Source organism: Neisseriaceae bacterium CLB008, from assembly GCA_041228285.1.
Taxonomy (GTDB): domain Bacteria; phylum Pseudomonadota; class Gammaproteobacteria; order Burkholderiales; family Neisseriaceae; genus JAGNPU01.
In genome coordinates this window covers 2,704,946-2,729,173 of record CP166133.1, presented here as the reverse complement: position 1 = coordinate 2,729,173, position 24,228 = coordinate 2,704,946, and the positions used below count along the sequence as shown (strand labels likewise).

Sequence of the window (24,228 nt, the reverse complement as noted above, 5' to 3'; positions counted from 1 at the left end):
GGGCGATGGGCGGGTTGATATTTATCTGACTGCCCCCATCTCAAGATCAACTAAATCATTATTTAAAAGCAAACCATTATGAGTCAAAGAGATTTTTACGAAGTATTGGGCGTTGCTCGTGGGTCGAGTGAGGCGGACATTAAAAAAGCCTATCGCAAATTGGCGATGAAGTATCACCCTGACCGCAACCCTGATAATAAAGAAGCGGAAGAAAAATTTAAAGAAATTCAAAAAGCCTACGACATCTTGTCGAACGCTGAAAAGAAAGCGGCTTACGACCAGTATGGTCATGCCGGCGTCGACCCTAATGGAATGGGTGGCGGTGGCGGCTTCGGTGGTTTTGGCGGCGGCGGTGGCGGCAGCTTCGATTTTGGCGACATATTCAGCCAAATGTTCGGTGGCGCGGGTGGCGGCGGTGGCCGTCAGCAGCAGGATTTCCGTGGCGATGACTTGCGTTACGACATTGAAATCACCTTAGAGGAAGCGGCCAAAGGCTGTAAAAAACAAATTCGCATTCCGCGTCATGAAGAGTGTGACCTATGCCACGGCAGCGGCGCTAAGCCAGGCACTAAGCCTAAAGTGTGTTCAACCTGTGGCGGCAGCGGTACGGTGCACGTGCGTCAGGCGATTTTCCAAATTCAGCAGCCTTGTCCTACCTGTCACGGCAGCGGTAAAGAGATCACCGATCCTTGCGTGAAGTGTCATGGCGACGGGCTGGTGAAAACCTCGAAAAATATTGAGGTGAACATTCCTGCTGGCGTTGACAACGGCAGCCGCATTCGCCTGACGGGCGAAGGCGAAGCAGGGCGTAACGGCGCAGCTTCTGGCGACTTATACATCGTCACTCACGTGAAAAATCATGACGTGTTTGAACGCGATGGCATGGACTTACACTGTGAGTTCCCGATCAGCTTTGTGACCGCGGCTTTGGGCGGTGAGATTGAAGTGCCTACGCTAGACGGCATGGCGAAAATGCGCATTCCGGCCGAAACCCAAACCGGTAAAGTATTCCGTTTACGCGGTAAAGGCATTAAGTCGGTTCGCTCCAGCAATATGGGCGATTTATTCTGCCACGTGGTGATCGAAACGCCAGTGAATCTGACCGATCGCCAGAAAGAGCTGTTGGCCGAGTTTGACACCATTGCCACGGGGCAAGAGCGTTCGCAAACTCCGCGCAACCAGTCCTTTATGGATAAGTTGAGAAAGTTTTTTGAATAATCAGTCAGTAGGCTGAACCAAACCCTGTTCGTTGCGCCACAACGAACAGGGTTTTTTATGCTTTAATGAATCTAAGAATAATCATGAAAGGAGTGACATGTCTTTAGTGCAACCCCTTCCTGAAGGTCATTTAGACATTGTGGGCGATGTCCACGGTGAGTATGCCGCGCTACAGGCCCTAGTTGCGGCGCTGGGCTACGATGACGAGGGTCACCATCCCGATGGGCGGACCTTGGTGTTTGTAGGCGACTTGTGCGATCGCGGGCCAGATAGCCCACAGGTGATTGCGTGGGTGCGGCGACTGATAGAGGCCAAGCGCGCCTATATGGTGTTGGGCAATCATGAAATCAATCTGCTGGTGGGCGACGCCAAAGATGGCTCTGCCTGGTTTTTCCCTGAGCGAGCGCATAAAGATGCCGCCAACTATGCGCCCTATGCTTCGTGTGCGACCGAGGCTGAACGGGCCAATATGCAGGCTTTTTTACGTCAGCTGCCGATTGCGCTGGAGCGCGAGGATCTGCGCGTGGTGCACGCTGCTTGGTTGCCCGAACGTATTGCGCAGGCGCGGCGGCTGAAGTTGGGCGAGGTGGCTGAAGACTATCGAGCCTTGCACCGAGCCGCTAAAGAAGCGATGGCCGCATCAGGATTATTGGCACGTTATCGGGCTGAACAGCAGGCCCATGGCGCAGCCATGGAAGACGAGATGGCGGACATGACGATCATGCCGGCCACGCGTGACTATGATTTTCACCAGCAGCAGGCCAATCCCTTAAAGGCGTTGACGTCGGGGGTGGAAACCTTTGCGCCTGCACCTTTTTACGCCAGCGGGCGCTGGCGTTTTACCGCCCGCGATACGTGGTGGCAACGTTATGAAGAAGACACACCAGTGGTGATCGGTCATTATTGGCGCCTTTGGGGCGAGGCCAAGGCCAACCCTTCGGCCAACGGTCATTTGTTCGCTGAGGTGGCGCCACAGGCCTGGATGGGCGCGCGCCGTAATGTCTTCTGCGTGGACTATTCGGTGGGCGCGCGTTGGCGCGACCGCAAGCAGGGCGTGGCCGTGACCGACACCCGCTTTAAGCTGGCGGCTTTACGCTGGCCAGAACGGCAGCTGATGTTTGATGATGGCGTGTGTGTAGAAACGGTGGGCTTTGGTCTAGCCTAGCCCACCGAGCAAGGCTAGAGCGTGGCGCTAGTCTTGCTCATCTAGACTGTTTTGATGATTGTGGGCCACTTTAACGTAGTGCTCGGCAGAATAGGGCAAGAAGGCCTTTTCTTCATCGGTTAAGGCTCTGACCTGCTTGACTGGGCTGCCAACATATAAAAAGCCGCTCAGAAGGCGTTTGCGTGGTGGGACCAAGCTGCCGGCGCCGATCATCACCAAGTCTTCGATCACGGCATCGTCTAAGATGACGGCGTTCATGCCGATCAGCACATTGTCGCCGACGCGGCAGCCGTGTAGGGTGGCGTGATGGCCGATGGTGACGTTTTGACCAATGATGAGCGGCGAGCCTTCGGGCTTGGCCGCCGTTTTGTGGCTGACGTGCAGCATGGCGAAGTCTTGCACATTGCTGCCGGCGCCAATACTGATGTGGTTGACGTCGCCGCGGATCACTGCAAATGGCCACACCGACGTGTTTTTAGCCAGCGAAACCTCGCCAATGATGACGCTATTGGGGTCGATGAAGGCGCAGTCTGTGAGTTGCGGGGTGTGGTTTAAATAACGGCGGATGTTGTTTTTCATCAATATGCCCTAATCTGTAGCTTTAAGATAATTCCCACAAGTATAAAGGATTCGTTCATGAATGATAATGCCTTATTGAATTTGGCCGATGAGCCGGATTACCGCAAGATTCTCCCCAGCCAAATCGCCCCCGCTTTGGAGACCGTGATGCAGGCCGGGCGTGAAGTCGTGGCCAATATTAAAGCATTACCTGAGGCCTCTTGGGCCAATACCATCGATCCTTTAACCGACATGTTTGAACAATTAGAGCGCGTATGGGGTGTGGTGTCACACTTGAATTCCGTGGTGAATACGCCTGAATTGCGCGACGCCTATCAGGCGATGATGCCCGCCGTGACCACCTTCTTTACCGAAGTGTCACAAGACTTGGTGTTGTTTGAACGCTTTAAAGCCATTCGCGCCAGCGCGGAATATGCCGACTTAAGCCCAGCGCAGCAGCGTAAGCTAGAAAACAATTTGCGTGACTTTGTGCTCTCTGGTGCCGATTTACCCGAAGCCGAGCAAAAACGCTTTGCCGAGATTCAGAACGATTTAGCCAAATTGGGCGCAGACTTTTCACAAAACGTGTTGGACGCCACCGATGCCTTCGCGCTGTATTTTGACGATGTAGCGGCTTTAGCCGGTGCGTATGCGCCAGAGGGTGCCCAAAGCGACGAAGACAAAACGGGTCTGCCAGACTATGCCTTGGCAATGTTCGCCGCAGCCGCCGAAGCCGAAGGCAAAAGCGGTTATAAAATCAGCTTACAGTTTCCCCATTATTTAGCCGTGATGCAATATGCGCATAACCGCGAATTGCGCGCCCAGATGTACCGTGGCTTCAGCACGCGTGCCAGTGAGTTTGGTGCGGCCGAAAACGACAACACCGACATCATCAGCCAGCGCCTGCGCCTTACCCGTGAAGAAGCGCAGCTCTTAGGCTTTGATAATTATGCCGAGCTGTCTTTGGCCACTAAAATGGCGGATACGCCGGCTCAGGTGATCGAATTTCTACAGGATTTGGCTTCTAAGGCCAAGCCATTTGCCCAAAAAGACATGGCCGAACTCACCCAGTTTGCGCAAGAAACCCTAGGCTTTGGCGACGATTTACAGGCGTGGGATTTAACCTATGCTGGCGAGAAGCTGCGCGAAGCCAAATTTTCGTTTTCTGAGCAAGAAGTGAAGCAATATTTCCCGGTGAATAAAGTATTGAGCGGCCTGTTTGGCCTGATTGAAAAGCTATATGGCATCAGCTTTGTCGCCAAAGATGTACCCGTGTGGCACGATGACGTGCGCTATTTTGAGCTGCATCAGGCTGGCCAAAAAGTGGGCGCAGTATACATGGATCTATACGCGCGCGAAGGCAAGCGTGGCGGTGCGTGGATGAACGACTATCGTGGTCGCCGCCGTCAGGCGCAGGACGTGCAAACCCCAACCGCTTATTTGGTGTGTAACTTCACGCCCGCGGTAGCCGGCAAAGTGGCCCATCTTACCCATGATGAGATCGTGACCTTATTCCATGAAATGGGTCATGGCCTGCACCATTTATTGACCCAGGTTGATGAGTTAGGCGTGTCGGGTATCAATGGCGTGGAATGGGATGCGGTAGAGCTGCCGAGCCAGTTCATGGAAAACTTTGCTTGGGAGCTGTCGGTGCTGCAAGGCATGTCGGCTCATGAAGACACGGGGGCCGTACTGCCGCAGGCGCTGTTCGATAAGATGATGGCGGCAAAAAACTTTCAAAGCGGCATGCAAACCGTGCGTCAAATTGAGTTTGCCTTGTTTGATATGCTGATTTATCAAGCGGCCGATGGCGCTGATCGCTGGGCTGAGATTTTGCAAGACGTGCGGGCACAGGTGTCGGTGGTGAACACGCCGGCGTTTAATCGCTTTGCGCAAAGCTTCAGCCATATTTTTGCCGGCGGCTATGCAGCGGGCTATTACAGCTATAAATGGGCTGAGGTGCTGTCGTGTGACGCTTATGCTGCGTTTGAAGAGGCTGAAGACGTAGCGGCCATGGGCCAGAAATTCTGGCAGGAAATCCTGGCCGTGGGCGGTTCGCGTAGCGCCATGGACTCTTTTATTGCCTTCCGTGGTCGTGAGCCCAGCATCGAGCCATTGCTGCGTTTCAGCGGAATGGCGGCCTGATCTAAAAAAGAGGGAAGTTTATATTTAAATAAAACAAAGTCCTAACATATTTTTTAGAATTATTTGAAATTTATGGTTGACGGCAGGGCGTAGTTTTATTAATATAGCGTCCTCTTCTGGGTCGTTAGCTCAGCTGGTAGAGCAGCGGACTTTTAATCCGTTGGTCGATGGTTCGAATCCATCACGACCCACCAGTTTCAAAAAAACCTCGCTTTTGCGAGGTTTTTTTACGTCTGGCGTCAGCGTTTCGGCTGGCGCTTTCTTGTTTTTATCTCCACGCCTGCTGCGTGTGCCTGTGTTTGAGTTGAGCCTTGAGGTGCCGATGCCGATGCTCAACCCTAGGCGGATGGCATGGTATCCAAATAAATCATGAGCCTATGATTTATTTGCATTTGCCCGAAAGACCCCGAAGACCTTATTTTAATCAGACATAACAAGCACTAAAGAAAAGAGGCGCGCCAGTCATGGACGTAGCCCAACGTTTGCACTCAAACAAACACGTAGAGGAAAATAATGAAATCCAGTCAATCGGTATTACGGCCATGGGTCTTCTGGCCGACTTTTTTGATTCTCATCGGCGCCTTGCTGGCTAGCTATGTCAATATGGATGGCTTTTTGGCCACCACCAAGGCGATGAACAGCTTTGTGCTGAATCATTTCTCCTGGGTATTCAGCCTAGGGTCTTTCTTAATGGTGGTGCTCATTGTGGTGGTGTATCTGTCGCCCGTGGGCGCGGTGCGCATTGGGGGGGCGAAAGCCAAGCCTCTATTGAGCAAAACCAGCTGGTTTATGATGACGCTCAGCACCACCACGGCCGTGGGCGTGCTGTTTTGGACCACGGCTGAGCCGCTCTACCACGTCTACAGCCCACCCGAATCTATGGGCATCGTGCCCGGTAGTCCTGGCGCCTATGTGTTCTCTATGGCGACCATGTTCCTACACTGGACCATCACCCCTTATGCAATTTATGCCGTGCCGTCGATCGTGGCTGCGCTGGTGTTTTACAACCTGCGCCAACGCTTGTCGATTGGGTCGATGCTGATCCCCATCTTGGGTGAAAAGCGCGTGGCGCGCTACGGCAGCCTGATTGATACCTTAGCGCTGTTTGCGCTGGTGGCAGGTATTGCTTCATCGCTGGGCACGGGGTCATTGACCTTAGCCGGTGGCGTGAGCCAATACCTCGGTGGCGACACCACGCCCGCTCGTTTGGGCATCATCATTGCCGTGATTGTGGTGACCTTTGTGGCGTCGGCCGCCAGCGGCCTGCATAAAGGCCTGGTGTGGCTATCGACCATCAATACCTGGGTGATGTTGGCCTTGGGCGTGTTTGTGCTGTTGGCCGGCCCTACCTTGTATATTTTCACCTTTGGCACAGAGTCGGTGGGCCTGTATCTGCAAACCTTCTTCCAAAAAAGCCTGTTTACCGGTGCCGCCAGCGGCGACAACTGGCCGCACAGCTGGACCATTTTCTACTGGGCGGTGTGGTTTGCCTGGGCGCCGGTAACGGCGATGTTCTTGGGCAAGATTGGCCGTGGCTATACCGTGCGTGAGTTTATCTTGGTGAGCATGGTGTACCCAGCCTTGTTTACTGCGGTGTGGATTTGTATTTTCTCTGGTACCACCATTTACCTTGATGCCCAAAGCGGCGGTGCGCTCTATGCCGTCCTGAATGAGCAAGGGATTGAGCAGGTTTTATACGCTGTTTTAAAACAGCTGCCGGCCAGCGGCATCGTCATTGCCTTCTTATTGTTCATTGCTTTTATTTCCTTTGTGACGGCGGCAGACTCCAGCACCGACGCCATTGGCAATCTGTGTACGGCCAATTTTACCGCCCAAGGCAATATCAACGGCAATGCCTTCATTAAAGTGATTTGGGGCGTGATCATCGGCGTGGTGGCGTGGATTATGGTGGCCTTTATCGGCATCGACGGGGTGAAAATGCTCTCCAACCTCGGTGGTCTGCCCGGCATTGTCATCACGCTGACCGCCGCCTGCTCGTTGATTTATTGGCTGAACCATCCCGAAGCCTTAACCGTTACCGAAGACGACGCTCAAGCGACGCCTGATTCAACTCAAGAATAAGAAAGCACATCATGGACATCATCACCGAATTTCCCTACGCCGTGCGCGAGATCGAGCATTGCTTGATTCCACTGGCCGACGGCACCCAGCTGGCGGCGCGCATTTGGCTACCAGAAGAGGCCGCTGCTGGCACCGCCGCCTTCCCCGCAATTTTAGAATATCTGCCGTATCGTAAGCGGGACGGAACCGCCGTTCGCGACGCCTTAACCCATCCATGGATGGCGGGGCAAGGCTATGTATGCGTGCGGGTGGACATCCGCGGCAACGGCGAGTCGCAAGGGCTGATGGCCGATGAGTATTTAGCCCTAGAGCAGCAAGATGCCTTGGAAGTCATCGACTGGCTGTGCGCCCAACCCTGGTGTAGTGGCCAAGTTGGCATGATGGGCATTTCCTGGGGCGGCTTTAACGGCCTACAGGTAGCGGCCTTACGCCCAGAGGCGCTGAAGGCCATCATCACCATTTGCTCGACCGACGACCGCTACCGCGACGACATCCACTATAAGGGCGGCAATTTACTGCTGGAAAACCTAGGCTGGGCCGCGACCATGCTGGACTTCTCAGCGGCCGTGCCCGATCCCTTATTGGTGGGCGAGGATTGGCTACCGATGTGGCAAGAACGCCTCGATAATATGCCGCTGTTGATTAAAAACTGGCTTGAGCATCAAACCCGTGATGCTTATTGGCAACATGGTTCGGTGTGTGAGCGCTATGCCGACATTAAAGCCGCTGTGTACGCTTTTGGGGCGTGGGGCGATGCCTATCGCAATACCGTGCCACGGATGATGCAGCATTTGCCTGGCCCGAAGAAGTCGGTTATCGGCCCGTGGATTCATAAATATCCTCATTTTGCCGTGCCCAATCCCGCCATAGGCTTTTTGCAAGAAGCCAAACGTTGGTGGGATCATTGGCTAAAAGGCATCGATAATGGCATCATGGATGAACCGATGTCGACCTATTACATTCAGGATGCTTTACCGCCTAAGGCCAGCTATTTAGAGCGCCCAGGCGAATGGGTACAAACTCAGGGTTGGCCTGATGAGCAGATTGAATGGACGCCGTTTTACCTGAATGAGGCTGGTCTGAACGATGTGGCTCAACCCTTGGCTCAGCCACAATCGGTGTGTTCGCCCAATACCGTGGGCGTGCATCAGGGCGAGTACTGCGCCATCTGGTTTGGCCCCGATGGCCCGACTGATCAGCGTCGCGATGATGCCTTATCCCTATGCTTTGATTCAGCACCTTTAAGTAAACCGCTGGCTTTATTAGGCGATACTCGCTTATCATTACGCTTGAGCGTGGATCAACCTTGTGGCCAGATCGTGGTGCGCTTGAACTCAGTGGCCCCTGACGGTCAGGTACAGCAAATTACTTATGGCGCTTTGAATTTGGCCATGAATGAAGACTTTACTGCGATTGAGCCACCGGTGCCAGGCGAGGCCAAGACGGTGACCCTAAGCTTGGATCAGGCCGGCTATAAAGTACCGGCAGGGCATAAGCTACGCATCGCCATCAGCACCGGCAGCTTCCCGCTCTTATGGCCGAGCAAGGTGATGACCACGTTGACGCTATTGCCTGAAGTGCAAACGGTTTGGCTACCGGTGTTTACCGGCGCGGCAGTGGATTGTCCGTTTGAGACGCCGCAGTCGGCCACGCCTGAGCGCCTGGAAATCATTCGTGAGCCAGGGCCTAAACGCACCATTCGAGAAGACGTCATCAGTGGCGAAGTGTGCGTGGAGATCAACGATGATCTTGGCCACATGCGCTTTTTAGAGCATGGTTTCTGGGTGGATCAACGCTGTACCGAACGTTACTCGGTGTTACCTTATGATCCTTTGTCGATGCGCGCCGACATTGCCTGGACCTATCGTGCTGGGCGTGATGAGTGGTCGGTTCAGGTTGACAGCGACATTCAGCTGACGGCCGATGCCGATTGGTTCTATATTGAGGCCAAGCAAGTCGCCCAACATCAGGGCCAAGTGGTGCATGAGCGTTGCTGGCAAGAGCGGGTGGCGCGTTTGAGTTAATTAACCTAAGGCAGGCTTAGGCCTGCCGTTGCCGGCCATCAGCCCTGCGCTCAGATGGCAAAACAGTGAGGCAGCATGGCGAGACATCACAACGAACCGCCGCTGAATTATTTGGTGGCGTTTGAAGCCGCCGCGCGGCATTTAAGCTTTACCCAAGCCGCCTTGGAGTTAAACCTGACCCAAAGCGCCATCAGCCGCCAAATCAAACGGCTGGAAGAAACTTTGAGTCGACCTTTGTTTGATCGTCACCCGCACGGGATTCATTTAACCCCTGCGGGTGAACGCTATTTCCAGACCGTACAACGGCTGCTGCATGATTTAGACGAAGCCACGGCTGAATTACAGCGGCGCGGCCACACCGATCAGCTGACCTTGGCCACCACGCCCAGCATCAGCTCGACTTGGCTGACCTATCGGTTGATGGCGTTTTTAAAGCAGTATCCCCACATCAATGCGCGCATTTTGTGTAGTGAGCATCCGCGTCTGCTCGACACCAGTGAGTTTGATTTGGGCTTTTTTTACCATCTTGATCATCGTGAGCTGGTGCCCGGTCTAGACTCGCAGCGCTTATTTAGCGAAGAAAGCGTGATCTGCGTGTGTAGCCCTGATTATTTGGCCGAACATGGGCCGATTCACAGCGTGGCCGACTTGGCGCAGGATCATACCTTGCTGGTGGTGGAAGATCACTACCATGATTGGTTGACCTGGGCCGACTGGTTGCGCCACCATGGGGTGGACGACTATGCGCCCAAACAGCAGTTCCGCAGCGACTGCTATCAGCTGGTGTTGAAAACCGCTACTCTGGGCATGGGCGTGTCTTTAGGCTGGACGCAAATGCTGCAAGACGATTTACGTGCTGGACGGCTGTGCCAGCCTTTGCCCGAGCGCATGCCTAGCTACGGCTATTTGGCCATGATGACGCCGCAAAACCGGTATCCAGCGGAACCGGCGCGCCTGTTTGCAAAATGGTTGCTGCATCATTTGCAGGCAGTTGATTAATTCGCTGTTTGAATAAGGAGAAGGCTCCTTAAGAGCCACACAAAATGACCACACCGTTATTGACTTTCCCTGCCCTGTATTTGGCCACCATGCTGATGCTGATGGGTACTGGTGCCTTTAACACCTACATCGCTTTGTATTTAAATCAGGCCCAGGTCAGCGCGACCTGGATTGGTGGCATGATTGCTTTTTTCTACGCTGGTATGGTGGTGGGCGCTAAGGTAGGCCAGCTGTTAATCACCCGAGTGGGCCACATTCGTACCTATGTGACCTGCGCCGGCTTGAGCACCATTATTGTGCTGCTGCATTTGCTGATCGAATCGACGGCAGTGTGGATGGCGCTGCGGTTTATTTTGGGTCTAGTGATGATGAGCCAATACATGGTGATCGAAAGCTGGCTGAACGAGCAGGCCGAGAACAGCCAGCGCGGCATTGTGTTCGCGGGCTACATGATTGCGGTCAGCATTGGTCAGGTGATCGGCCAGCTGTTGTTGATCTACTTTCCCGACCTTAACTTCAAGCCGCTGTTGCTGGTGGCCATATTCTTCTCGGCCAGCCTGATTCCGGTGGCCATGACGCGCCGCGTTCACCCCGCGCAGCTGGTGGCGGCGCCGCTGGAAATTAAATATTTCTGGACGCGGATTCCCCAGTCTTTGGTGACGGTATTTTTGGCCGGCGTGATGAACGGTTCGTTTTATGGCCTAGGCCCAGTGTACGCCAGCCAAGCTGGCCTGAGCACGGCTCAAGTGAGCGTGTTCATCGCCGTAGGCGTGGCCGCCGGCTTTGTGGCGCAGTGGCCAATCGGCTGGATTTCTGATCGCATGGACCGCTCGCGTCTGATCCAGACCAACGCCATCATCATGGCTGTGTTGGCGGTGCCGCTGTGGGGCTTTTTCAACTGGTCATATGCCGTACTGCTGACGTTTAGCTTTATGTTAGGGGTGTTTTTATTTACCTTCTACCCGCTGGCGGTGGCGTTTGCCAACGACAACGTCGAACAGCCTAAGCGGGTGGCTCTTAGTGGGCTGTTATTGGCAACCTTTGGCATTGGGGCCAGTATTGGCCCTGTATTGACGGGGATGGCGATGAAATATACGCCTGGCGCCCTATACATTATGTTTAGCGCCATGACTTTGTTGTTAGTGCTGTGGGTGCGGCCCAGTAAAACCACGGGCGAGCACTTGGTGGATGAGGCACCGACTCAGTTTGTGCCCATGACAGAGCACCCGGTGGGCGCAGTGATGATTGACCCGCGCGTGGACACCGATGAAATTCCAGATGAGGCCGTGGTGGACTTAACCGACAGCATTGGTGCACGAGAAGATGCGGTGGGGACGGTATTTGAGTCGGCACCAGAACCAGAACCAGAGCCAGAGCAGGAATCAGAACCGACGGTGGCCGAAGATGAGCCGCCTAGGCCGCAATAGCCATGTTTAAAAAAGCCACCGCTTAGCGGTGGCTTTTTTTGGTCAAGCGCCTACGCCGCCTGGACATGCTGGTGTAGCAGGGCCACGATTTCGGCGGGATTGCGCACCCAGCCGCTGTGGGGGTTACCGCGTACGTCGGCCTGTAGCGCTATGCTGACGGTCTTGGCGCTGGGGATGCGTTCGGATAAGGTTTGCACCGACGCCAGCGGCGCCCAATCGTCGCCTTCAATGTGGACAAAGACAGCATCGCGCGACTGCTGTGCCGGACGGGCAAACTGAGGTTCGATGTGGTCGAAGCGGCCAGTGCGGACGATTTTGGTCCAGTCGATGATGAGGCGCTTGGCTTCGTGAATCCCAAAGCCGACTTTTTTACCTGGGAAGTAGCCGTAGGCCTGCGCCATCCATTTAAATAAGAAGGCAGCACGGCGCAGCTTGGCTTGGCTCGCTGGCGGCCAGTTTTGATGGTGGACGTTGCCACTGGCCACGCAGAACATGGAAAACGGCTGGTGGGTGGTGTGGGCGTACAGGGTGGCAATGTGGCCGCCAATGCTGTGGCCAAACAGAATCGGCGTTTGCCGTGGGTTGAGGTCGCGGGCCTGCTGTAGCAAGGCGGGGATGTATTCGCGCACCAAATCGGCGTAGCCGTAATCATGCTGGCGGCTAGGGCGCGGCAGGCTGTCGCCGTAGCCGGGCATGTCGGCGCTGACCACGGCATAGCCATGCTCGACTAGATGGGCAATCACGGTTTGGTATTTTTGGCGCGCCACGCCTAGGGCGGGTAAGAGCACCACCACGGGGCTGCTCATGGCCCAATGGCTAGGTTGATCAACGTAAACCGGGCACTGAAAAGCATTGGCCACGGTGAATAACTGGGTGGGGTTGGGCATGACGAATCTCTCTCTAAGGCTGCTGCTGACGTATTTTTATGGTGTTATCAGGCCATTACACCATAAAACGCCGTCGTTGCCAGCCTTAATAGTAGAGCTGTTGCTCCGCTTGAGAGGGCCTTGAGCGACAGGTTAAATGTTTTGCGCCACCCGTATTAAGACGCCGCTTGGGTCGAGTAAGTGGCATTCCAGCATGCCCCAAGGTTGGTAGCTGATGGCTGATACTTCGAGATTAAAGCGGGTTTTTAGGTCCAACTGGGTGAGATGTTGGTGCCAGTCGGACAGGTTTTCAACCAGTAAATGTAAGACGGCATGGTTGGCCCAGTCAGGATGGTATAGGTTTTGGACAAAAAAGCTGATGTGCTCACCGTAGGCGAAATAGGCCAGTTCGTCATCGGCGTATCGTTTGCTGAAGCCTAAGGTTTCGTAAAAATGTAGAGACTCATTAAAGTCACGGGCGGGCACGAAGGTTTTGAGTTCAATGGCGTTTAGGTTCATGGTGTTGGGCTCGCTGAATGGCTAAGGGATGGCCGTGCTTTATCGCGCCACTAAAATACCGCGGCCGGCATAAAAGCGTTCAAAGTCGGCCACTGGCATACACACCGCCTGTTGGCTGCTGTGTACATGCCCTGAAGGATTGTGAAACGTCAGCGTGTGGCGTTCGGCATCGTAGCCATACACCAAGATTAAATGGCCGCCTTGGTGCGGTGGGTTATTTTCAGGCGTGCGTATGCTGGGGTGGACGGAGGCGATGAACACATGCTTGTGGCCCAGGCCTGGTAGGAGGGCTTGAATCGGCGTGTGCTCTTTCAGCTCAGCCTTGAGGCCATAGGCGCTGTGCACCCATTCAATAAAGGGTCGATAGTATAGGCCTTTGATGCGTTCGCCTTCTTGAATGTAGCCGCCGTGGGCAAGACACTGATCTTTGAGCTGGAATAGGCTAGGCGCTTGGTCTAGGCCCATGCGTTGGCCCAAAATCATGCGCAGGCAGGCCATGCCGCAGATGTGGCTGGTCCATTCGGCGTAGGCGGCGGCAGAAGGTGCGCCGCTGTCGGCCCAGAGCGGGTCGTCGATTAAGGCCAGCTCACCGCTGAGTATTTGCGGGATGGCGTGGGCGGAAGCCCATTGGGGTACGTAGGGGAAAGGCAAAGAGGGCGTCATTTGGGTTGGGCCTGAGGTTAGGGGCGTTCGGTGCGGCGGCACACGCTGATGATTAAGGGGCTGTTGGGGCTGAATGCATCGCCTTGCCAATTGCCGTATTGGGCTTCTAGGGCCAAACCGTTGGCGGCCAAGAGCGAATTAAGGGCGTCGCGATCGGTGAATCGACAGGCGATGCGGCTGTGGCGCTCTTGCCCTTCGCTACGGCGAATGGTGGTCCAGTGCATGATGGCGTTTTCTGCGTCGTAGCGTTGGGTGCCTGATACCGTCACGGTTTCGCCGTGGCCGTCGACAAAGGTGTGCCAAGGTTCGGCTGTCTCGACCAGGCTTAAGTCGGTGCCGTTGGGGTTACGGGTTTCAAAAGCAAACACACCTCCGTCGGCTAGGAGGGCATGCACGCCTTGCAGTAAGGTTGTTTGGTCTTGTGGGGTCAAAAAGCATTGAAACGCATTGCCGGTCAGATAGATTAAGTCATAGCGCTGCGTGGGTAATACCTCGTTAAGGCGAAGGGCATTGCCGTGCAGCAGCCGTAACGGCACGCCTAAGGCATGGGCTTTATGCTGGGCATAGGCCAGCATTTCTGGCGCCAGATCAACGCCGGTGACGTCAAAACCAGCCTGAGCGATCGGCAGCGCCGTCAGGGCTGTGCCGCAGGCTAATTCCAAAACCGAACCTTGCTGTTGCTCGGCTAAGCGCAGAAAAAAAGCGTATTTATCGACTTCGCCACCAAATTCTAAATCGTAGTTGCGGGGGTCTTGGTATTCTTCAAGATTGTTGTGCGTCAGCTGCATAGGGGCACCGATTGAGATCAGAGGGTTTACTCTATCATGGGCAATGCCCCATGCCTATGTTGAACAGCTGTTTTCATGGTTTGTTGTGAAGGATAGTGCTAACCCTGTTGGCGCATGCCGATGGCCATGCGGTTATAGGCGTTCATCAAGGCCACGGCCAAGGTGAGGTCGCTGATTTCGACATCGCTAAAGTGGGCCTGAAGTCGTTGGTAGTCGGCGTCGCTGCCGCCGCCAAGAGCGCCCAACTCGGTTAGAGATTCCGCCCAGATCAGCGCCGCCTGTTCCCGTTCGCTAAAGGCGCTGCTGTGGCGCCAGGCCGAGAGCACGTCTAGGCGGGCTTGCGACTCGCCCTGCTGGCGTAGTGATTCGGTGTGTAAGCCCAAGCAATAGGCGCAGCCATTGATTTGAGAAACGCGTAAATACACCAATTCCAATAGCTGTGGGCCGAGTGGGCTTTGGGCTAAAGCGGCATGGGCGCTGCCAAAGCCTTGATAGATGGCGGCAGACAGGCGTGGATAAGGAAGGCGTAAGGTGGACATAAGGGCTCCTTTAAAGGCGAAAGACAAATAATCATGCCTAGTGTACGGCGGCTATGTCATGATTAATAGGGGCATATTTTATTAATTTGATTGGGACATATAATGGTGTTGCGCTTACAGGCCGAGATTGATTGGCACGAAACCAAGCAGCCGGCCTATCGGCAAATCTATCAGCGCGTGGTGGCGTTAATCAGCACCGGCCAGCTGCCGCCGGGTGGGCGCCTGCCGGCGATTCGAACCTTGGCGCATGAGCTGGGCTTGGCTCAGGGTACGGTTGAGGCCGCCTATGATTTATTGAGTGCCGAAGGCTACATTATTGCGAAGGGCGCTGCGGGGACGTTTGTCAGCGCTCAATTACCGTTGCGAGTATCTGCTGTTGAGGCGCCAGCCGAGGCAGCTGAAGTCATGGAGGTGACTGCAGATCCTAACCGTACGGCACAGGCCTTGCCGTTGCAAATGGGGCTGCCGGCTTTGGATGCCTTTCCGACTAAGCTGTGGGCGCGCTTGAGCACGAAGCGTATGCAGGCCTGGACGGCGGCCGACTTAGCCTATCCGCCTGCTGCGGGCTATGCGCCGCTGCGCAGCGAGTTGGCGAAATACCTGCGGCTGGCGCGCGGCATTGTCTGTCGTCCTGAGCAGATCGTGGTGGTGGCGGGCTATCAAGCGGCCTTGGCGCTGTTGGCTCAGCTATTGGGGGTGGCCAATCGTCAGGTGTGGTTGGAAGATCCAGGCTATGTGTTTGGGCGCGCGGCGTGGCGTCAGGCCGGTGCTGAGATTGTGCCCGTGCCTGTGGATGAAGAGGGTCTGTGCGTGGCGGCGGGCTTGGCCTTGGCGCCAACGGCCTGCTGCGCCGTGGTCACGCCCGCCCACCAAAGCCCACTGACGGTGTCGCTGAGCTTGGCGCGGCGGCTGGCGCTGTTGGACTGGGCCGCGCGCACGGGTGGTTGGGTAATTGAAGACGACTACGACGGCGAATATCGCTATCGCGGCTGGCCGTTGCCCGCCTTAAGTAGCCTAGACCAAGCGGAACGCTGCATCACCGTGGGCACCTTAAGCAAGGTGTTGTTTCCTGGCCTTAGGTTGGCTTATGTGGTGCTGCCACCGGCCTTGGTAGCGCCTGCTGGACAGGCTTTACAACACAGTAGCTACAGCCCTGCACTCTTAGGCCAACAGGTTTTGACGGATTTCATGCAGGCGGGCCATTTTAGCCGCCACATCAAGAAAATGCGCCGCCTGTACGCCGAGCGTCGAGCAATGGTGATGACGGTGTTTCAGCAGCGGCTTTCACCCTGGCTAAACATCGCTGCCGAAGCGGGGGGCATGCATTTGGTGGCCAAGGTGCAGCCACCGTATCGAGATGTTTGGTTGGCCGAACGAGCGCAGGCACAAGGCATGGCCGTTCAGGCGCTGTCGCATTGGGCCATTGCGCCGGCACAGGCTCAGCAAGGCCTGCTGTTTGGCTTTGCCAATGTTGTGGATATTGCCCAGGCTCAAGCGTATGCCGAGGCCTTAGCGCAGGCTTGGGCTTCAGCAGACGCTTAGAGGCGTGAGCCTAAATCCTGATCAGCGGCTGATCCTTGTTCTAAGTGGGTCAGCTCTTCGATGTGGCGGATTTTGCCGTCGCGAAAGGTGTAAAAAGCCAACACTTTAACGCGTAAGCGGCTGCCGTCTTGCTTCACGGCATCCACATAGTGAATGTCGGCCCATTCCTGGCCGTTGACTAAGATTTGTTCAAACGTGACTTGGGCGCTGGCCAGAGTGGATTTTAAAACGCCGACATGGGCGATGAAGTCGGTAAAGTTTAAGGTTTTGCCGTCAACCAGCTGCTGGTAGTCGGGGTGGAAATAAGCACCGATGGCCTCGGAGGGAACGGCAGGGTCGAACAGTTGTTCAAACAAGGCGTGTAAAAATACACGAGCGTCGTGAGGGGTGGTGGGCAGCATGGTTAAGCCTTTCTATAAGGGAATCGAATGATGCAGGCAGGAAACCTGCTTGACGTCACAGCATACGGGGTTTAATTTGGCATTACGCCCGTAAGGATGCCAATAAATACCGCATAGAGGACAAGATGACCGATTCTGTACCCCCAGATGCTTTTGCCGTTCAGTCGCGCAGTCATGCCTTGGTGGGCTACGGCGCCATGAACCTCAGCGACGGCCGTCACACGCCCGAACACCAACACGGTAAGGGCCAGCTCATCGGCACTGAGTCGGGTCTGGTGACCCTCACCATCAACGGCAGCCAGCATTTGGTGTCGCCTACTCAAGTGGTGTGGTTACCGCCGCATACGCCGCACGCCTTGTCTTCACATGGGGCCTTTCGGGGCTGGAGCGTCTACGTGGCTGAGGTCTATTGTGATCGCCTGCCACCGCAGCCCCAAACCTTGATGCGCTCTGAGCTATTACATGCCTGCGTAGAACGCTTGGCCACATGGGCGCAGCCGGTGCTGGAGCCGACGCCAGCGCAGCAGCGTGTGTGGGCCGTCATGGCGGATGAATTAAATACTTTAGCCCCTGCGGCCCTGAGCTTGCCGTACCCTCAGACGCCTGCAGTGCAAAAGGCGGCTGCCGTGATGTTGGCCGACTTAAGCGCCGAGCATGCCTTGCCGGCTTTGGCGGCATTGGTTGGCCTATCCGCTCGCAGCCTCAGCCGTAAATTTGTGCAGGAGACTGGCCAAACGTTTACCCAATGGCGCCAGCAGGCTCGTTTAATGCGGGCGTTGGCCTATTTGGCCGCGGGCGCATCGGTGACCACCACGGCGCTCAGCGTTGGCTACGACAACGTCAGTGCGTTTATTGCGCTGTTTCAACGCCGCCTCGGCCAAACCCCCAGCCGCTATTTTTCTGACCAGGCCGATAGGCTAAAGTAATCAGCTGTGGGTGAGGGCTATGCCATAATGAACCCCTACGATGCATTCGGTAAATGGATTTAAAATCAAAGCTATGTCGATTGCTTTACGCATCAAAATAAGGGGTAAACATGAAAACATTGTGGTTTAAAGGGGTGCTGTTGGCGGGCGTTTTACTGGCCTTATTGGCCTGGTGGCGGCCCGGTATCGGTTTTGGCAGCCAGGCTCAGGCCGCACCGATTCAGCAGGTTTTGCTGAGTTTATACGACACCGAAGCGCAGCCGGCCAGCCACCATTTGGTGCCCAAGCAGCCGACGCTGATTAAGCTGTGGGCCAGCTGGTGTCCTCTGTGCCTGTCTGAGTTGGACATGACTGAGGCCTGGGTTGATGATGCGGCGTTTGGCGGCGCTAATGTGGTCACCGTGGCGTCGCCAGGCGTCTTGGGCGAGCAGCCATTGGCCGACTTTCAGCGCTGGTATGCCGGCTTAGACCATCCTGAGCTGCCGGTTTTACTAGACCCCAGCGGAGAGCTGGTGAAAAAGCTGGGCGTGAGCGTTTACCCCAGTTGGGCGGTGCTGGACGCCGAGGGGCGGCTGCAGCGCATTATAAAAGGCAGCCTGACGAAGCCGCAGGCGCTGGCGCTGCTGCAAGACCCTAAAGCCGATTTAAACCTGAGCGCGCCGACGTTTTATCAGCCCCAGGCCAAGCAGCAGGCCATCCCGGTTAATGCCCGCACCATCTACTTTGCTGGCGGCTGTTTTTGGGGCGTAGAGGCGTATTTTGAGCGCATCGCTGGCGTGGTGGATGCCGTCTCTGGCTATGCCAATGGCCGCACCGAAAACCCCAGTTATGAAGACGTGGTGTCTCGCCACACCGGCCACGCGGAAACGGTTCGGGTGACCTACGACGCCGATAAAATCAGCTTAAAAGACTTATTGCGGCACTATGCGCGCATCATTGATCCGACCAGCCTTAATCGCCAGGGTAACGATAGAGGCGTTCAGTACCGAACGGGCGTCTACACCACAAACTCGGCCGATGCGGCCGTCGTGACCGCAGCGCTGAGCGAGCTACAAACGCGTTACGATCGCCCGATCGTGGTCGAAAATCAACCGCTGACGCAGTTTTACGAAGCGGAAGTTGAACATCAAGACTATTTATTGAAAAACCCCAATGGCTATTGCCACATTGATTTAAGCCTGGCGGATGAGCCTTTGCCCAATCAGGCCCCAGCGCCTAAGCCTGATTTTGATCCGACTCAATTTGTGCCGCCGACCACGCAAGCGCTCAAGCAAAGCCTGAGTCGGGCTGAATATGACGTCACCCAAAACAACGGTACTGAACGCGCCTTTAGTCATGCCTACGATCATTTGTTCGAGCCAGGCCTCTACGTAGACGTGATCAGCGGCGCGCCGCTGTTTTCATCACGGGATAAGTATCAGTCTGGCTGTGGCTGGCCCAGCTTTGTGCGGCCCATTGCCGCGAGCGCTGTGGTGGAGCAAGAAGATTTAAGCTACAACATGCGCCGCATTGAGGTGCGCAGTCGGCTGGCCAACGCCCATTTAGGCCATGTATTCCCTGATGGGCCAGCCGATCGAGGCGGGCTGCGCTACTGTATCAATGGCGCCAGCCTGAGGTTCATACCGCTGGCCGATATGGCCCAAGAAGGCTATCGTGCCTGGATTAAAGACGTAGAGTGACGTGAATCTAGGTTAGGTGTAGGGGTTTTTCTCAGCAAAAAAGCGGCCGTTAAGGCCGCTTTGTCGTGCTCAGTGCCTCAGTTGAGTGAGGAGACGGGTTGGGTGACGGCCAGCTTGGTGCCGCCAAAATGTTCCTTGATATAGGCTTGGACGCTGGGCTGATGGTAGAGCTTGCCAAGTTGGTTGAGGTTGACGTCGTCGATGCGGCTTTTGCTGGTGACCAGCAGATTAACGTTGTTGTGGTTGCTGCCGTTGGCTTGCTCGTGGATGAGCGCATCCTTCACCACGTTGAGGCCGCCTTCCAGAGCAAAGGTGTTGCTGATGGCGGCTAGATCGACATCGCGCAGAATGCGTGGGCCAGAGGCACCCTGAACCAGCTTAAAGGTGAGGTGTTTGGGGTTGTCCACAATGTCTTGCGGTGTGCCCATCACTGGGTCGAACTGCGGTGATAGGGTAATCAGCCCCGCCTGGGCGAGCAGCAGTAAGGCGCGCGCTGTATTGGCTGCATCATTGGGGATGCTGATTAAAGCCCCCTCAGGCAGGGTGGCCAGGCTTTGATGCTGATTGGAATACAGGCCCATCGGTTCTAAATAAGTGGTGGCTAAGGCGCGCAGGCTGTCGCCGTGGTTTTTATTAAAGGTTTTTAAATAAGCCCACGATTGGAAGGCATTGACGTCTAGCTGTTGCTCGGCGGTGGCGGTGTTTAAGGTAATGCCATCGGTGATGTCTTTGACTTCAATGGTGAGGCCGGCGGCTTTAGCCGCAGGCGTGGTGGCGATGAAGCGCCAGATGTCGGCGTCGGCGCCGGTTGCGCCCAAAACAATGTGGCTGTCGGCGGCTTTCGCCACGCCTGCCTTGGCCGACGTGGCGCTGTCTTGGTGAGAGCAGGCGGCTAGGCCCAGCGCCAAGGCGAGGGCAAAAAGAGGGGCTAAAGGTTTGATCATGATGTGGCCTCGCTGATGGCTTGACGTTGCTGGATGATTTGGGCGTATTGCTCGGGATAAAAGCGTTGGGTGACGGCCAGGTGGGAGCGTAAACGCCCTTTAATGGTGTTTGCACCCGCATTTTTTAACATGGGGTTGAGTGGGTCGCTTTCGGGGCCGGTGGCCAGCTGTTGCAGCTCGGGCGGCAAAGCCAAAATGGGCACCTCACCAGCGTAGAGGTTAGGGGTGATGAAGTAGGCAATCGAGTAGCGCTCAACATTGGGTGGCGGCGCCACCACTCGGTGCAGATTGGCCACTAAATAGCCGTTGGTGGCCAGCTCCAATAGCTCGCCAATATTGACGATGAAGGTGCCTTCAACATAGGGCGCATCCAGCCATTCACCGTTGCTGAACACCTGTAGGCCACCCACTTGGTCCTGCCACAGCAGGGTCAAAATGCCCGCATCTTTATGGGCGCCTACGCCTTGGTCGTGATGTTCGGCATCTGGCTGGCCAGGATAGTGGATCAATTTGAGCAACTCATTAGGCAGGCCGGTGATGAATGGGTCTAAGGCGTCTTCAGCTAGGCCTAAGGCCAGCATAAAGGCGTGCAAGAGCTTAATCGACACCTGACGCAGATCGCGTTGCCAGGCGGTGGTGATGGTTTTGAATTCGGGCCAGTGTTCAGGCCATTGGTTGGGGCCTTGTAGCTTCAGCCACAGCGGTGTGGTGTCATCAAATACCACTGGCGGTAGGTCGGCGCCGATGTCGATTTGTTCGCGAAAATCAGGTTTGTTGCGGGTGGTTTCTTCGTTGGGGCGTGAGTAGCCGCGAAAGTGGGGCGATTGGCTCATCGACAGCGCGTCTTTTTGCGCCTGCGGCTGGGCGAAAAACTGGCGGCTGATGGCCGTCACTTCGGCCACGCGTTCAGGGCCGATACCGTGGCCGGTCAGATAAAAAAAGCCAATATTGCGCGCCATGTCTTGCAGCTGCGCCAAAAACCGTTCGCGCGTGTCTGCCTGATCAAAGAGGCTGAGGTCTAAAATGGGTAAGCTTGCCTGTGCTGCTGTTGCGTTCATGCCGTTTCTCCACTGGAAATGTGTTGGTATGGCAATAGCTTAGGCTAGTTAAAGCTAAATCAAAAAGAATGAATAATTGTATGTTCATGGCTAAAAGTCATAAACACGAGAATGGGGTGTGCGCTAGGATTCTAGGCCCAAAAAAACGGCATGACGCTTGTGGGCGTCATGCCGTTCTCTTAGCTGTGTGAGCCAATTACTTAAATATCAATATTCCGAGCAATCAACGCATTGTCTTCAATAAAGGCGCGACGCGGTTCTACTTCGTCGCCCATTAATGTCACAAACACATCGTCGGCGGCCACGGCGTCTTCGATGCGCACGCGCAACAGGCGGCGCACGCTAGGGTCCATGGTGGTTTCCCACAGCTGGCTTGGGTTCATCTCGCCTAGGCCTTTGTAGCGCTGGATAGACAGGCCTTTTTTGGCGTCGGTCATCAAGTACTCTAGGCCGTCACCAAAGGTTTTGATGTCGCGCTTATTGTCACCATTACGCATATAGGCGCCGGGCTGAATCAGGCCTTTTAGCTGCTGGGCGGTTTCGTTGATGGTGCGATAGTCGCTGCGGTTTAAGAAGCCTTGATCCAAGAACGTCACCATCACGTTGCCGTGCAGTTTACGGGTGATGCGAATCAGGTGTTCGGTGCGCGCTTCGGTTTCAGTCTCTTCGTTAGCAGGAATTTCAGTTTGAGCATGACTCAAAACCACTTGGTCGGCCGGCACAAACGGCTGTAGGCGCGCGATGGCGTCAAGCGTGCTGGCTTCGCTGCTTAAGTCGAGTGCATCAACGAATAACAAAGCTTCCAACACCAAGTGGTCAAGGGCGCGGCTTTCGCGTTCGATGGCATTTTTGGCGGCAATGTATTGCTTAGACAAGGCGGCTAATTCGTCGCCCACCATGTGTACGTCGCCGCTCACCAGTTCGGCACCGTTAATGGCGAGGCCCAATAGGAATTGCTCTAGCTCGGCATCATCTTTCAGATAGCGTTCTTGGCGACCATGCTTGGCCAAGTAGAGTGGTGGTTGAGCGATGTAAATGTGGCCACGCTCGACCAGTTCAGGCATCTGGCGGTAGAAGAAGGTCAGCAGCAGGGTGCGAATGTGGGCACCGTCCACGTCGGCATCGGTCATGATGATGATGCGGTGGTAGCGTAGTTTTTCTGGATTGTATTCGTCTTTACCAATGCCACAGCCTAAGGCGGTGATCAGCGTGGCCACTTCTTGGCTGGCCAGCATTTTATCAAAGCGCGCTTTTTCGACGTTTAAGATTTTACCTTTGAGCGGCAAAATGGCTTGGTTTTTACGGTCACGACCTTGTTTGGCAGAGCCACCGGCCGAGTCCCCTTCGACTAAATACAGTTCAGATAGCGCAGGGTCTTTTTCTTGGCAGTCGGCCAGCTTACCGGGCAGGCCTAGGCCATCCATCACGCCTTTGCGGCGGGTGATCTCACGCGCCTTACGGGCAGCGTCACGGGCGCGGGCAGCGTCCACGATCTTGCCGCAGATGATTTTGGCGTCGTTGGGGTTTTCTTCCAAAAATTCAGTCAAGGTTTGGTTGACGATTTCGTTTACCACAGGGCCGATTTCGCTAGACACCAGTTTGTCTTTGGTTTGTGAGCTGAATTTAGGGTCGGGTAATTTTACCGATAAAATACAGGTCAGGCCTTCGCGCATGTCGTCACCGGTGGTGTCGACCTTGGCTTTTTTGGCCACCTCGTTGGCTTCGATGTATTGGTTCAGGGTACGGGTCATCACCTGACGTAGGGCGGTCAAGTGGGAGCCACCATCGCGCTGTGGAATGTTGTTGGTGAAGCACTGCACTGATTCTTGGTAGGAGTCGTTCCACTGCATGGCGATTTCCACGCTCATGCCGTCTTTTTCGCCGGTGGCGTAAAACACGTTCGGGTGTAAAACGGTGCGCTTACGGTTCAGATACGTCACAAAACCGGCCACGCCGCCGCTGAAGGCGAAGTCTTCAACGCGATCGTTGCGCTGGTCAACCAGCTTGATGCCAACGCCGTTGTTTAAGAAGGACAGTTCGCGAATACGTTTGGCGAGGATGTCAAAGTTGAACACCACTTCACCAAAGGTTTCCACGCTGGCCATAAAGTGCACGCGGGTGCCTTGCTTGTCGGTGGGGCCAATCTGTTTTAACGGCTCAACGGTTTCGCCGCGCTGAAACTCTACTTCGTGCAGGATGCCGTTACGGGCAATGGTCAGGCGCAACCAGTCTGATAGGGCGTTGACTACGGATACACCCACCCCGTGCAGGCCACCGGAAATTTTATAGCTGTTGCTGTCAAATTTACCACCGGCGTGCAAAATGGTCATGATCACTTCGGCCGCTGAGCGGCCTTCTTCTGGGTGGATGTCGGTGGGAATGCCGCGACCGTTGTCTTCCACAGAAATAGAATTGTCAGCATGGATGGTGACGGTGATCTTGTCGCAATGGCCGGCTAGGGCTTCGTCAATGGCGTTGTCTAAGGTTTCAAACACCATGTGATGCAAGCCCGTACCGTCTTGGGTGTCGCCAATATACATGCCGGGGCGTTTGCGTACCGCATCCAAGCCTTTTAATACTTTAATACTGTCGGCACCGTAATCGGGTTGGGTCATAGTCTTTTCTCGTTTTCTTCAATATAAATAACCAACGGTGACGTGAGTCACCGTTTCGTGACGCGCTTAA

Annotated in this window: 20 protein-coding genes and 1 tRNA gene; 11 read left to right on the top strand and 10 right to left on the bottom strand. The window is 55.2% G+C overall.

Annotation, left to right across the window (positions count from 1 at the left end; all coding sequences use genetic code 11):
* Positions 1–78: 78 nt before the first annotated feature.
* Together dnaJ and AB8Q18_12595 are read left to right on the top strand one after the other, a co-directional pair.
* Complete coding sequence (gene dnaJ, locus AB8Q18_12600) at positions 79–1,218, top strand: molecular chaperone DnaJ (protein XDZ51007.1); 1,140 nt, start codon at positions 79–81, stop codon at positions 1,216–1,218.
* A 97-nt stretch (positions 1,219–1,315) separates the two neighbouring features.
* On the top strand, positions 1,316–2,383 hold the full coding sequence (locus tag AB8Q18_12595; protein XDZ51006.1) for a metallophosphoesterase: 1,068 nt from the start codon (positions 1,316–1,318) through the stop codon (positions 2,381–2,383).
* A gap of 27 nt (positions 2,384–2,410) precedes the next feature.
* Here AB8Q18_12595 and AB8Q18_12590 read toward each other — a convergent pair whose 3' ends face one another.
* A complete protein-coding gene (locus AB8Q18_12590; GenBank protein XDZ51005.1) occupies positions 2,411–2,962 on the bottom strand; it encodes a gamma carbonic anhydrase family protein in 552 nt (183 codons plus the stop codon).
* A 57-nt stretch (positions 2,963–3,019) separates the two neighbouring features.
* Here AB8Q18_12590 and AB8Q18_12585 point away from each other — a divergent pair, with 57 nt between their 5' ends.
* The 6 genes from AB8Q18_12585 (at position 3,020) to AB8Q18_12560 (ending at position 11,618) form a co-directional block, all read left to right on the top strand.
* A complete protein-coding gene (locus AB8Q18_12585) occupies positions 3,020–5,086 on the top strand; it encodes a M3 family metallopeptidase (protein ID XDZ51004.1) in 2,067 nt (688 codons plus the stop codon).
* 118 nt (positions 5,087–5,204) lie between these two features.
* Positions 5,205–5,280, top strand: a tRNA-Lys gene (locus tag AB8Q18_12580).
* A gap of 319 nt (positions 5,281–5,599) precedes the next feature.
* Positions 5,600–7,168, top strand: a complete 1,569-nt coding sequence (locus tag AB8Q18_12575; protein XDZ51003.1) for a BCCT family transporter — start codon at positions 5,600–5,602, stop codon at positions 7,166–7,168.
* A gap of 11 nt (positions 7,169–7,179) precedes the next feature.
* Positions 7,180–9,192 (top strand): CocE/NonD family hydrolase, encoded by a 2,013-nt coding sequence (locus AB8Q18_12570; GenBank protein ID XDZ51002.1) that lies wholly within the window; start codon positions 7,180–7,182, stop codon positions 9,190–9,192.
* 75 nt (positions 9,193–9,267) lie between these two features.
* The gene (locus tag AB8Q18_12565) at positions 9,268–10,191 is read left to right on the top strand and encodes a LysR substrate-binding domain-containing protein (protein ID XDZ51001.1); all 924 of its coding nucleotides are present in this window, start codon (positions 9,268–9,270) and stop codon (positions 10,189–10,191) included.
* A 44-nt stretch (positions 10,192–10,235) separates the two neighbouring features.
* Positions 10,236–11,618, top strand: a complete 1,383-nt coding sequence (locus tag AB8Q18_12560; GenBank protein ID XDZ51000.1) for an MFS transporter — start codon at positions 10,236–10,238, stop codon at positions 11,616–11,618.
* A gap of 50 nt (positions 11,619–11,668) precedes the next feature.
* On the opposite strand, the gene AB8Q18_12555 is transcribed toward AB8Q18_12560, so the two are convergent.
* From AB8Q18_12555 to AB8Q18_12535, 5 genes are all read right to left on the bottom strand, one after another.
* Positions 11,669–12,505 (bottom strand): alpha/beta fold hydrolase, encoded by an 837-nt coding sequence (locus AB8Q18_12555; GenBank protein XDZ50999.1) that lies wholly within the window; start codon positions 12,503–12,505, stop codon positions 11,669–11,671.
* Between the two features lie 132 nt (positions 12,506–12,637).
* A complete protein-coding gene (locus AB8Q18_12550; GenBank protein XDZ50998.1) occupies positions 12,638–13,003 on the bottom strand; it encodes a hypothetical protein in 366 nt (121 codons plus the stop codon).
* A gap of 39 nt (positions 13,004–13,042) precedes the next feature.
* Positions 13,043–13,666 (bottom strand): C39 family peptidase, encoded by a 624-nt coding sequence (locus AB8Q18_12545; protein XDZ50997.1) that lies wholly within the window; start codon positions 13,664–13,666, stop codon positions 13,043–13,045.
* 17 nt (positions 13,667–13,683) lie between these two features.
* Complete coding sequence (locus AB8Q18_12540) at positions 13,684–14,454, bottom strand: class I SAM-dependent methyltransferase (protein XDZ50996.1); 771 nt, start codon at positions 14,452–14,454, stop codon at positions 13,684–13,686.
* 98 nt (positions 14,455–14,552) lie between these two features.
* Entirely contained in the window at positions 14,553–14,993 is a 441-nt protein-coding gene (locus tag AB8Q18_12535; protein XDZ50995.1) for a carboxymuconolactone decarboxylase family protein, read from the bottom strand.
* Between the two features lie 102 nt (positions 14,994–15,095).
* On the opposite strand from AB8Q18_12535, the gene AB8Q18_12530 reads away from it, so the two are divergent.
* Positions 15,096–16,535, top strand: a complete 1,440-nt coding sequence (locus AB8Q18_12530) for a PLP-dependent aminotransferase family protein (GenBank protein ID XDZ50994.1) — start codon at positions 15,096–15,098, stop codon at positions 16,533–16,535.
* On the opposite strand, the gene AB8Q18_12525 is transcribed toward AB8Q18_12530, so the two are convergent.
* Positions 16,532–16,936: a nuclear transport factor 2 family protein gene (locus AB8Q18_12525; protein XDZ50993.1), complete on the bottom strand. Its 405-nt coding sequence runs from the start codon at positions 16,934–16,936 to the stop codon at positions 16,532–16,534. The two genes, AB8Q18_12530 and AB8Q18_12525, sit on opposite strands and share 4 nt — an antisense overlap.
* A gap of 125 nt (positions 16,937–17,061) precedes the next feature.
* On the opposite strand from AB8Q18_12525, the gene AB8Q18_12520 reads away from it, so the two are divergent.
* Both AB8Q18_12520 and msrAB read left to right on the top strand, forming a co-directional pair.
* Positions 17,062–17,862 carry a helix-turn-helix transcriptional regulator gene (locus tag AB8Q18_12520; protein ID XDZ50992.1) on the top strand — a complete coding sequence of 267 codons (801 nt, stop codon included), beginning with the start codon at positions 17,062–17,064 and terminating at the stop codon, positions 17,860–17,862.
* Between the two features lie 110 nt (positions 17,863–17,972).
* Positions 17,973–19,541 (top strand): bifunctional peptide-methionine (S)-S-oxide reductase MsrA/peptide-methionine (R)-S-oxide reductase MsrB, encoded by a 1,569-nt coding sequence (gene msrAB, locus AB8Q18_12515; GenBank protein ID XDZ50991.1) that lies wholly within the window; start codon positions 17,973–17,975, stop codon positions 19,539–19,541.
* A 77-nt stretch (positions 19,542–19,618) separates the two neighbouring features.
* Here msrAB and AB8Q18_12510 read toward each other — a convergent pair whose 3' ends face one another.
* The 3 genes from AB8Q18_12510 to gyrB all read right to left on the bottom strand — a co-directional run bounded on the left by AB8Q18_12510 (position 19,619) and on the right by gyrB (position 24,158).
* On the bottom strand, positions 19,619–20,485 hold the full coding sequence (locus AB8Q18_12510; GenBank protein XDZ50990.1) for a MetQ/NlpA family ABC transporter substrate-binding protein: 867 nt from the start codon (positions 20,483–20,485) through the stop codon (positions 19,619–19,621).
* Complete coding sequence (locus AB8Q18_12505) at positions 20,482–21,543, bottom strand: isopenicillin N synthase family dioxygenase (protein ID XDZ50989.1); 1,062 nt, start codon at positions 21,541–21,543, stop codon at positions 20,482–20,484. The genes AB8Q18_12510 and AB8Q18_12505 overlap by 4 nt, the downstream gene beginning before the upstream one ends.
* A gap of 200 nt (positions 21,544–21,743) precedes the next feature.
* Positions 21,744–24,158 (bottom strand): DNA topoisomerase (ATP-hydrolyzing) subunit B, encoded by a 2,415-nt coding sequence (gene gyrB / locus AB8Q18_12500; protein ID XDZ50988.1) that lies wholly within the window; start codon positions 24,156–24,158, stop codon positions 21,744–21,746.
* Between the last annotated feature and the right edge of the window lie 70 nt (positions 24,159–24,228).

Bases quoted from the DNA above. Each gene is read 5' to 3' on its own strand.
- dnaJ (XDZ51007.1), top strand. From the start codon at position 79: ATGAGTCAAAGAGATTTTTACGAAGTATTGGGCGTTGCTCGTGGGTCG.
- AB8Q18_12595 (XDZ51006.1), top strand. From the start codon at position 1,316: ATGTCTTTAGTGCAACCCCTTCCTGAAGGTCATTTAGACATTGTGGGC.
- AB8Q18_12590 (XDZ51005.1), bottom strand. From the start codon at position 2,962: ATGAAAAACAACATCCGCCGTTATTTAAACCACACCCCGCAACTCACA.
- AB8Q18_12585 (XDZ51004.1), top strand. From the start codon at position 3,020: ATGAATGATAATGCCTTATTGAATTTGGCCGATGAGCCGGATTACCGC.
- AB8Q18_12575 (XDZ51003.1), top strand. From the start codon at position 5,600: ATGAAATCCAGTCAATCGGTATTACGGCCATGGGTCTTCTGGCCGACT.
- AB8Q18_12570 (XDZ51002.1), top strand. From the start codon at position 7,180: ATGGACATCATCACCGAATTTCCCTACGCCGTGCGCGAGATCGAGCAT.
- AB8Q18_12565 (XDZ51001.1), top strand. From the start codon at position 9,268: ATGGCGAGACATCACAACGAACCGCCGCTGAATTATTTGGTGGCGTTT.
- AB8Q18_12560 (XDZ51000.1), top strand. From the start codon at position 10,236: ATGACCACACCGTTATTGACTTTCCCTGCCCTGTATTTGGCCACCATG.
- AB8Q18_12555 (XDZ50999.1), bottom strand. From the start codon at position 12,505: ATGCCCAACCCCACCCAGTTATTCACCGTGGCCAATGCTTTTCAGTGC.
- AB8Q18_12550 (XDZ50998.1), bottom strand. From the start codon at position 13,003: ATGAACCTAAACGCCATTGAACTCAAAACCTTCGTGCCCGCCCGTGAC.
- AB8Q18_12545 (XDZ50997.1), bottom strand. From the start codon at position 13,666: ATGACGCCCTCTTTGCCTTTCCCCTACGTACCCCAATGGGCTTCCGCC.
- AB8Q18_12540 (XDZ50996.1), bottom strand. From the start codon at position 14,454: ATGCAGCTGACGCACAACAATCTTGAAGAATACCAAGACCCCCGCAAC.
- AB8Q18_12535 (XDZ50995.1), bottom strand. From the start codon at position 14,993: ATGTCCACCTTACGCCTTCCTTATCCACGCCTGTCTGCCGCCATCTAT.
- AB8Q18_12530 (XDZ50994.1), top strand. From the start codon at position 15,096: ATGGTGTTGCGCTTACAGGCCGAGATTGATTGGCACGAAACCAAGCAG.
- AB8Q18_12525 (XDZ50993.1), bottom strand. From the start codon at position 16,936: ATGCTGCCCACCACCCCTCACGACGCTCGTGTATTTTTACACGCCTTG.
- AB8Q18_12520 (XDZ50992.1), top strand. From the start codon at position 17,062: ATGACCGATTCTGTACCCCCAGATGCTTTTGCCGTTCAGTCGCGCAGT.
- msrAB (XDZ50991.1), top strand. From the start codon at position 17,973: ATGAAAACATTGTGGTTTAAAGGGGTGCTGTTGGCGGGCGTTTTACTG.
- AB8Q18_12510 (XDZ50990.1), bottom strand. From the start codon at position 20,485: ATGATCAAACCTTTAGCCCCTCTTTTTGCCCTCGCCTTGGCGCTGGGC.
- AB8Q18_12505 (XDZ50989.1), bottom strand. From the start codon at position 21,543: ATGAACGCAACAGCAGCACAGGCAAGCTTACCCATTTTAGACCTCAGC.
- gyrB (XDZ50988.1), bottom strand. From the start codon at position 24,158: ATGACCCAACCCGATTACGGTGCCGACAGTATTAAAGTATTAAAAGGC.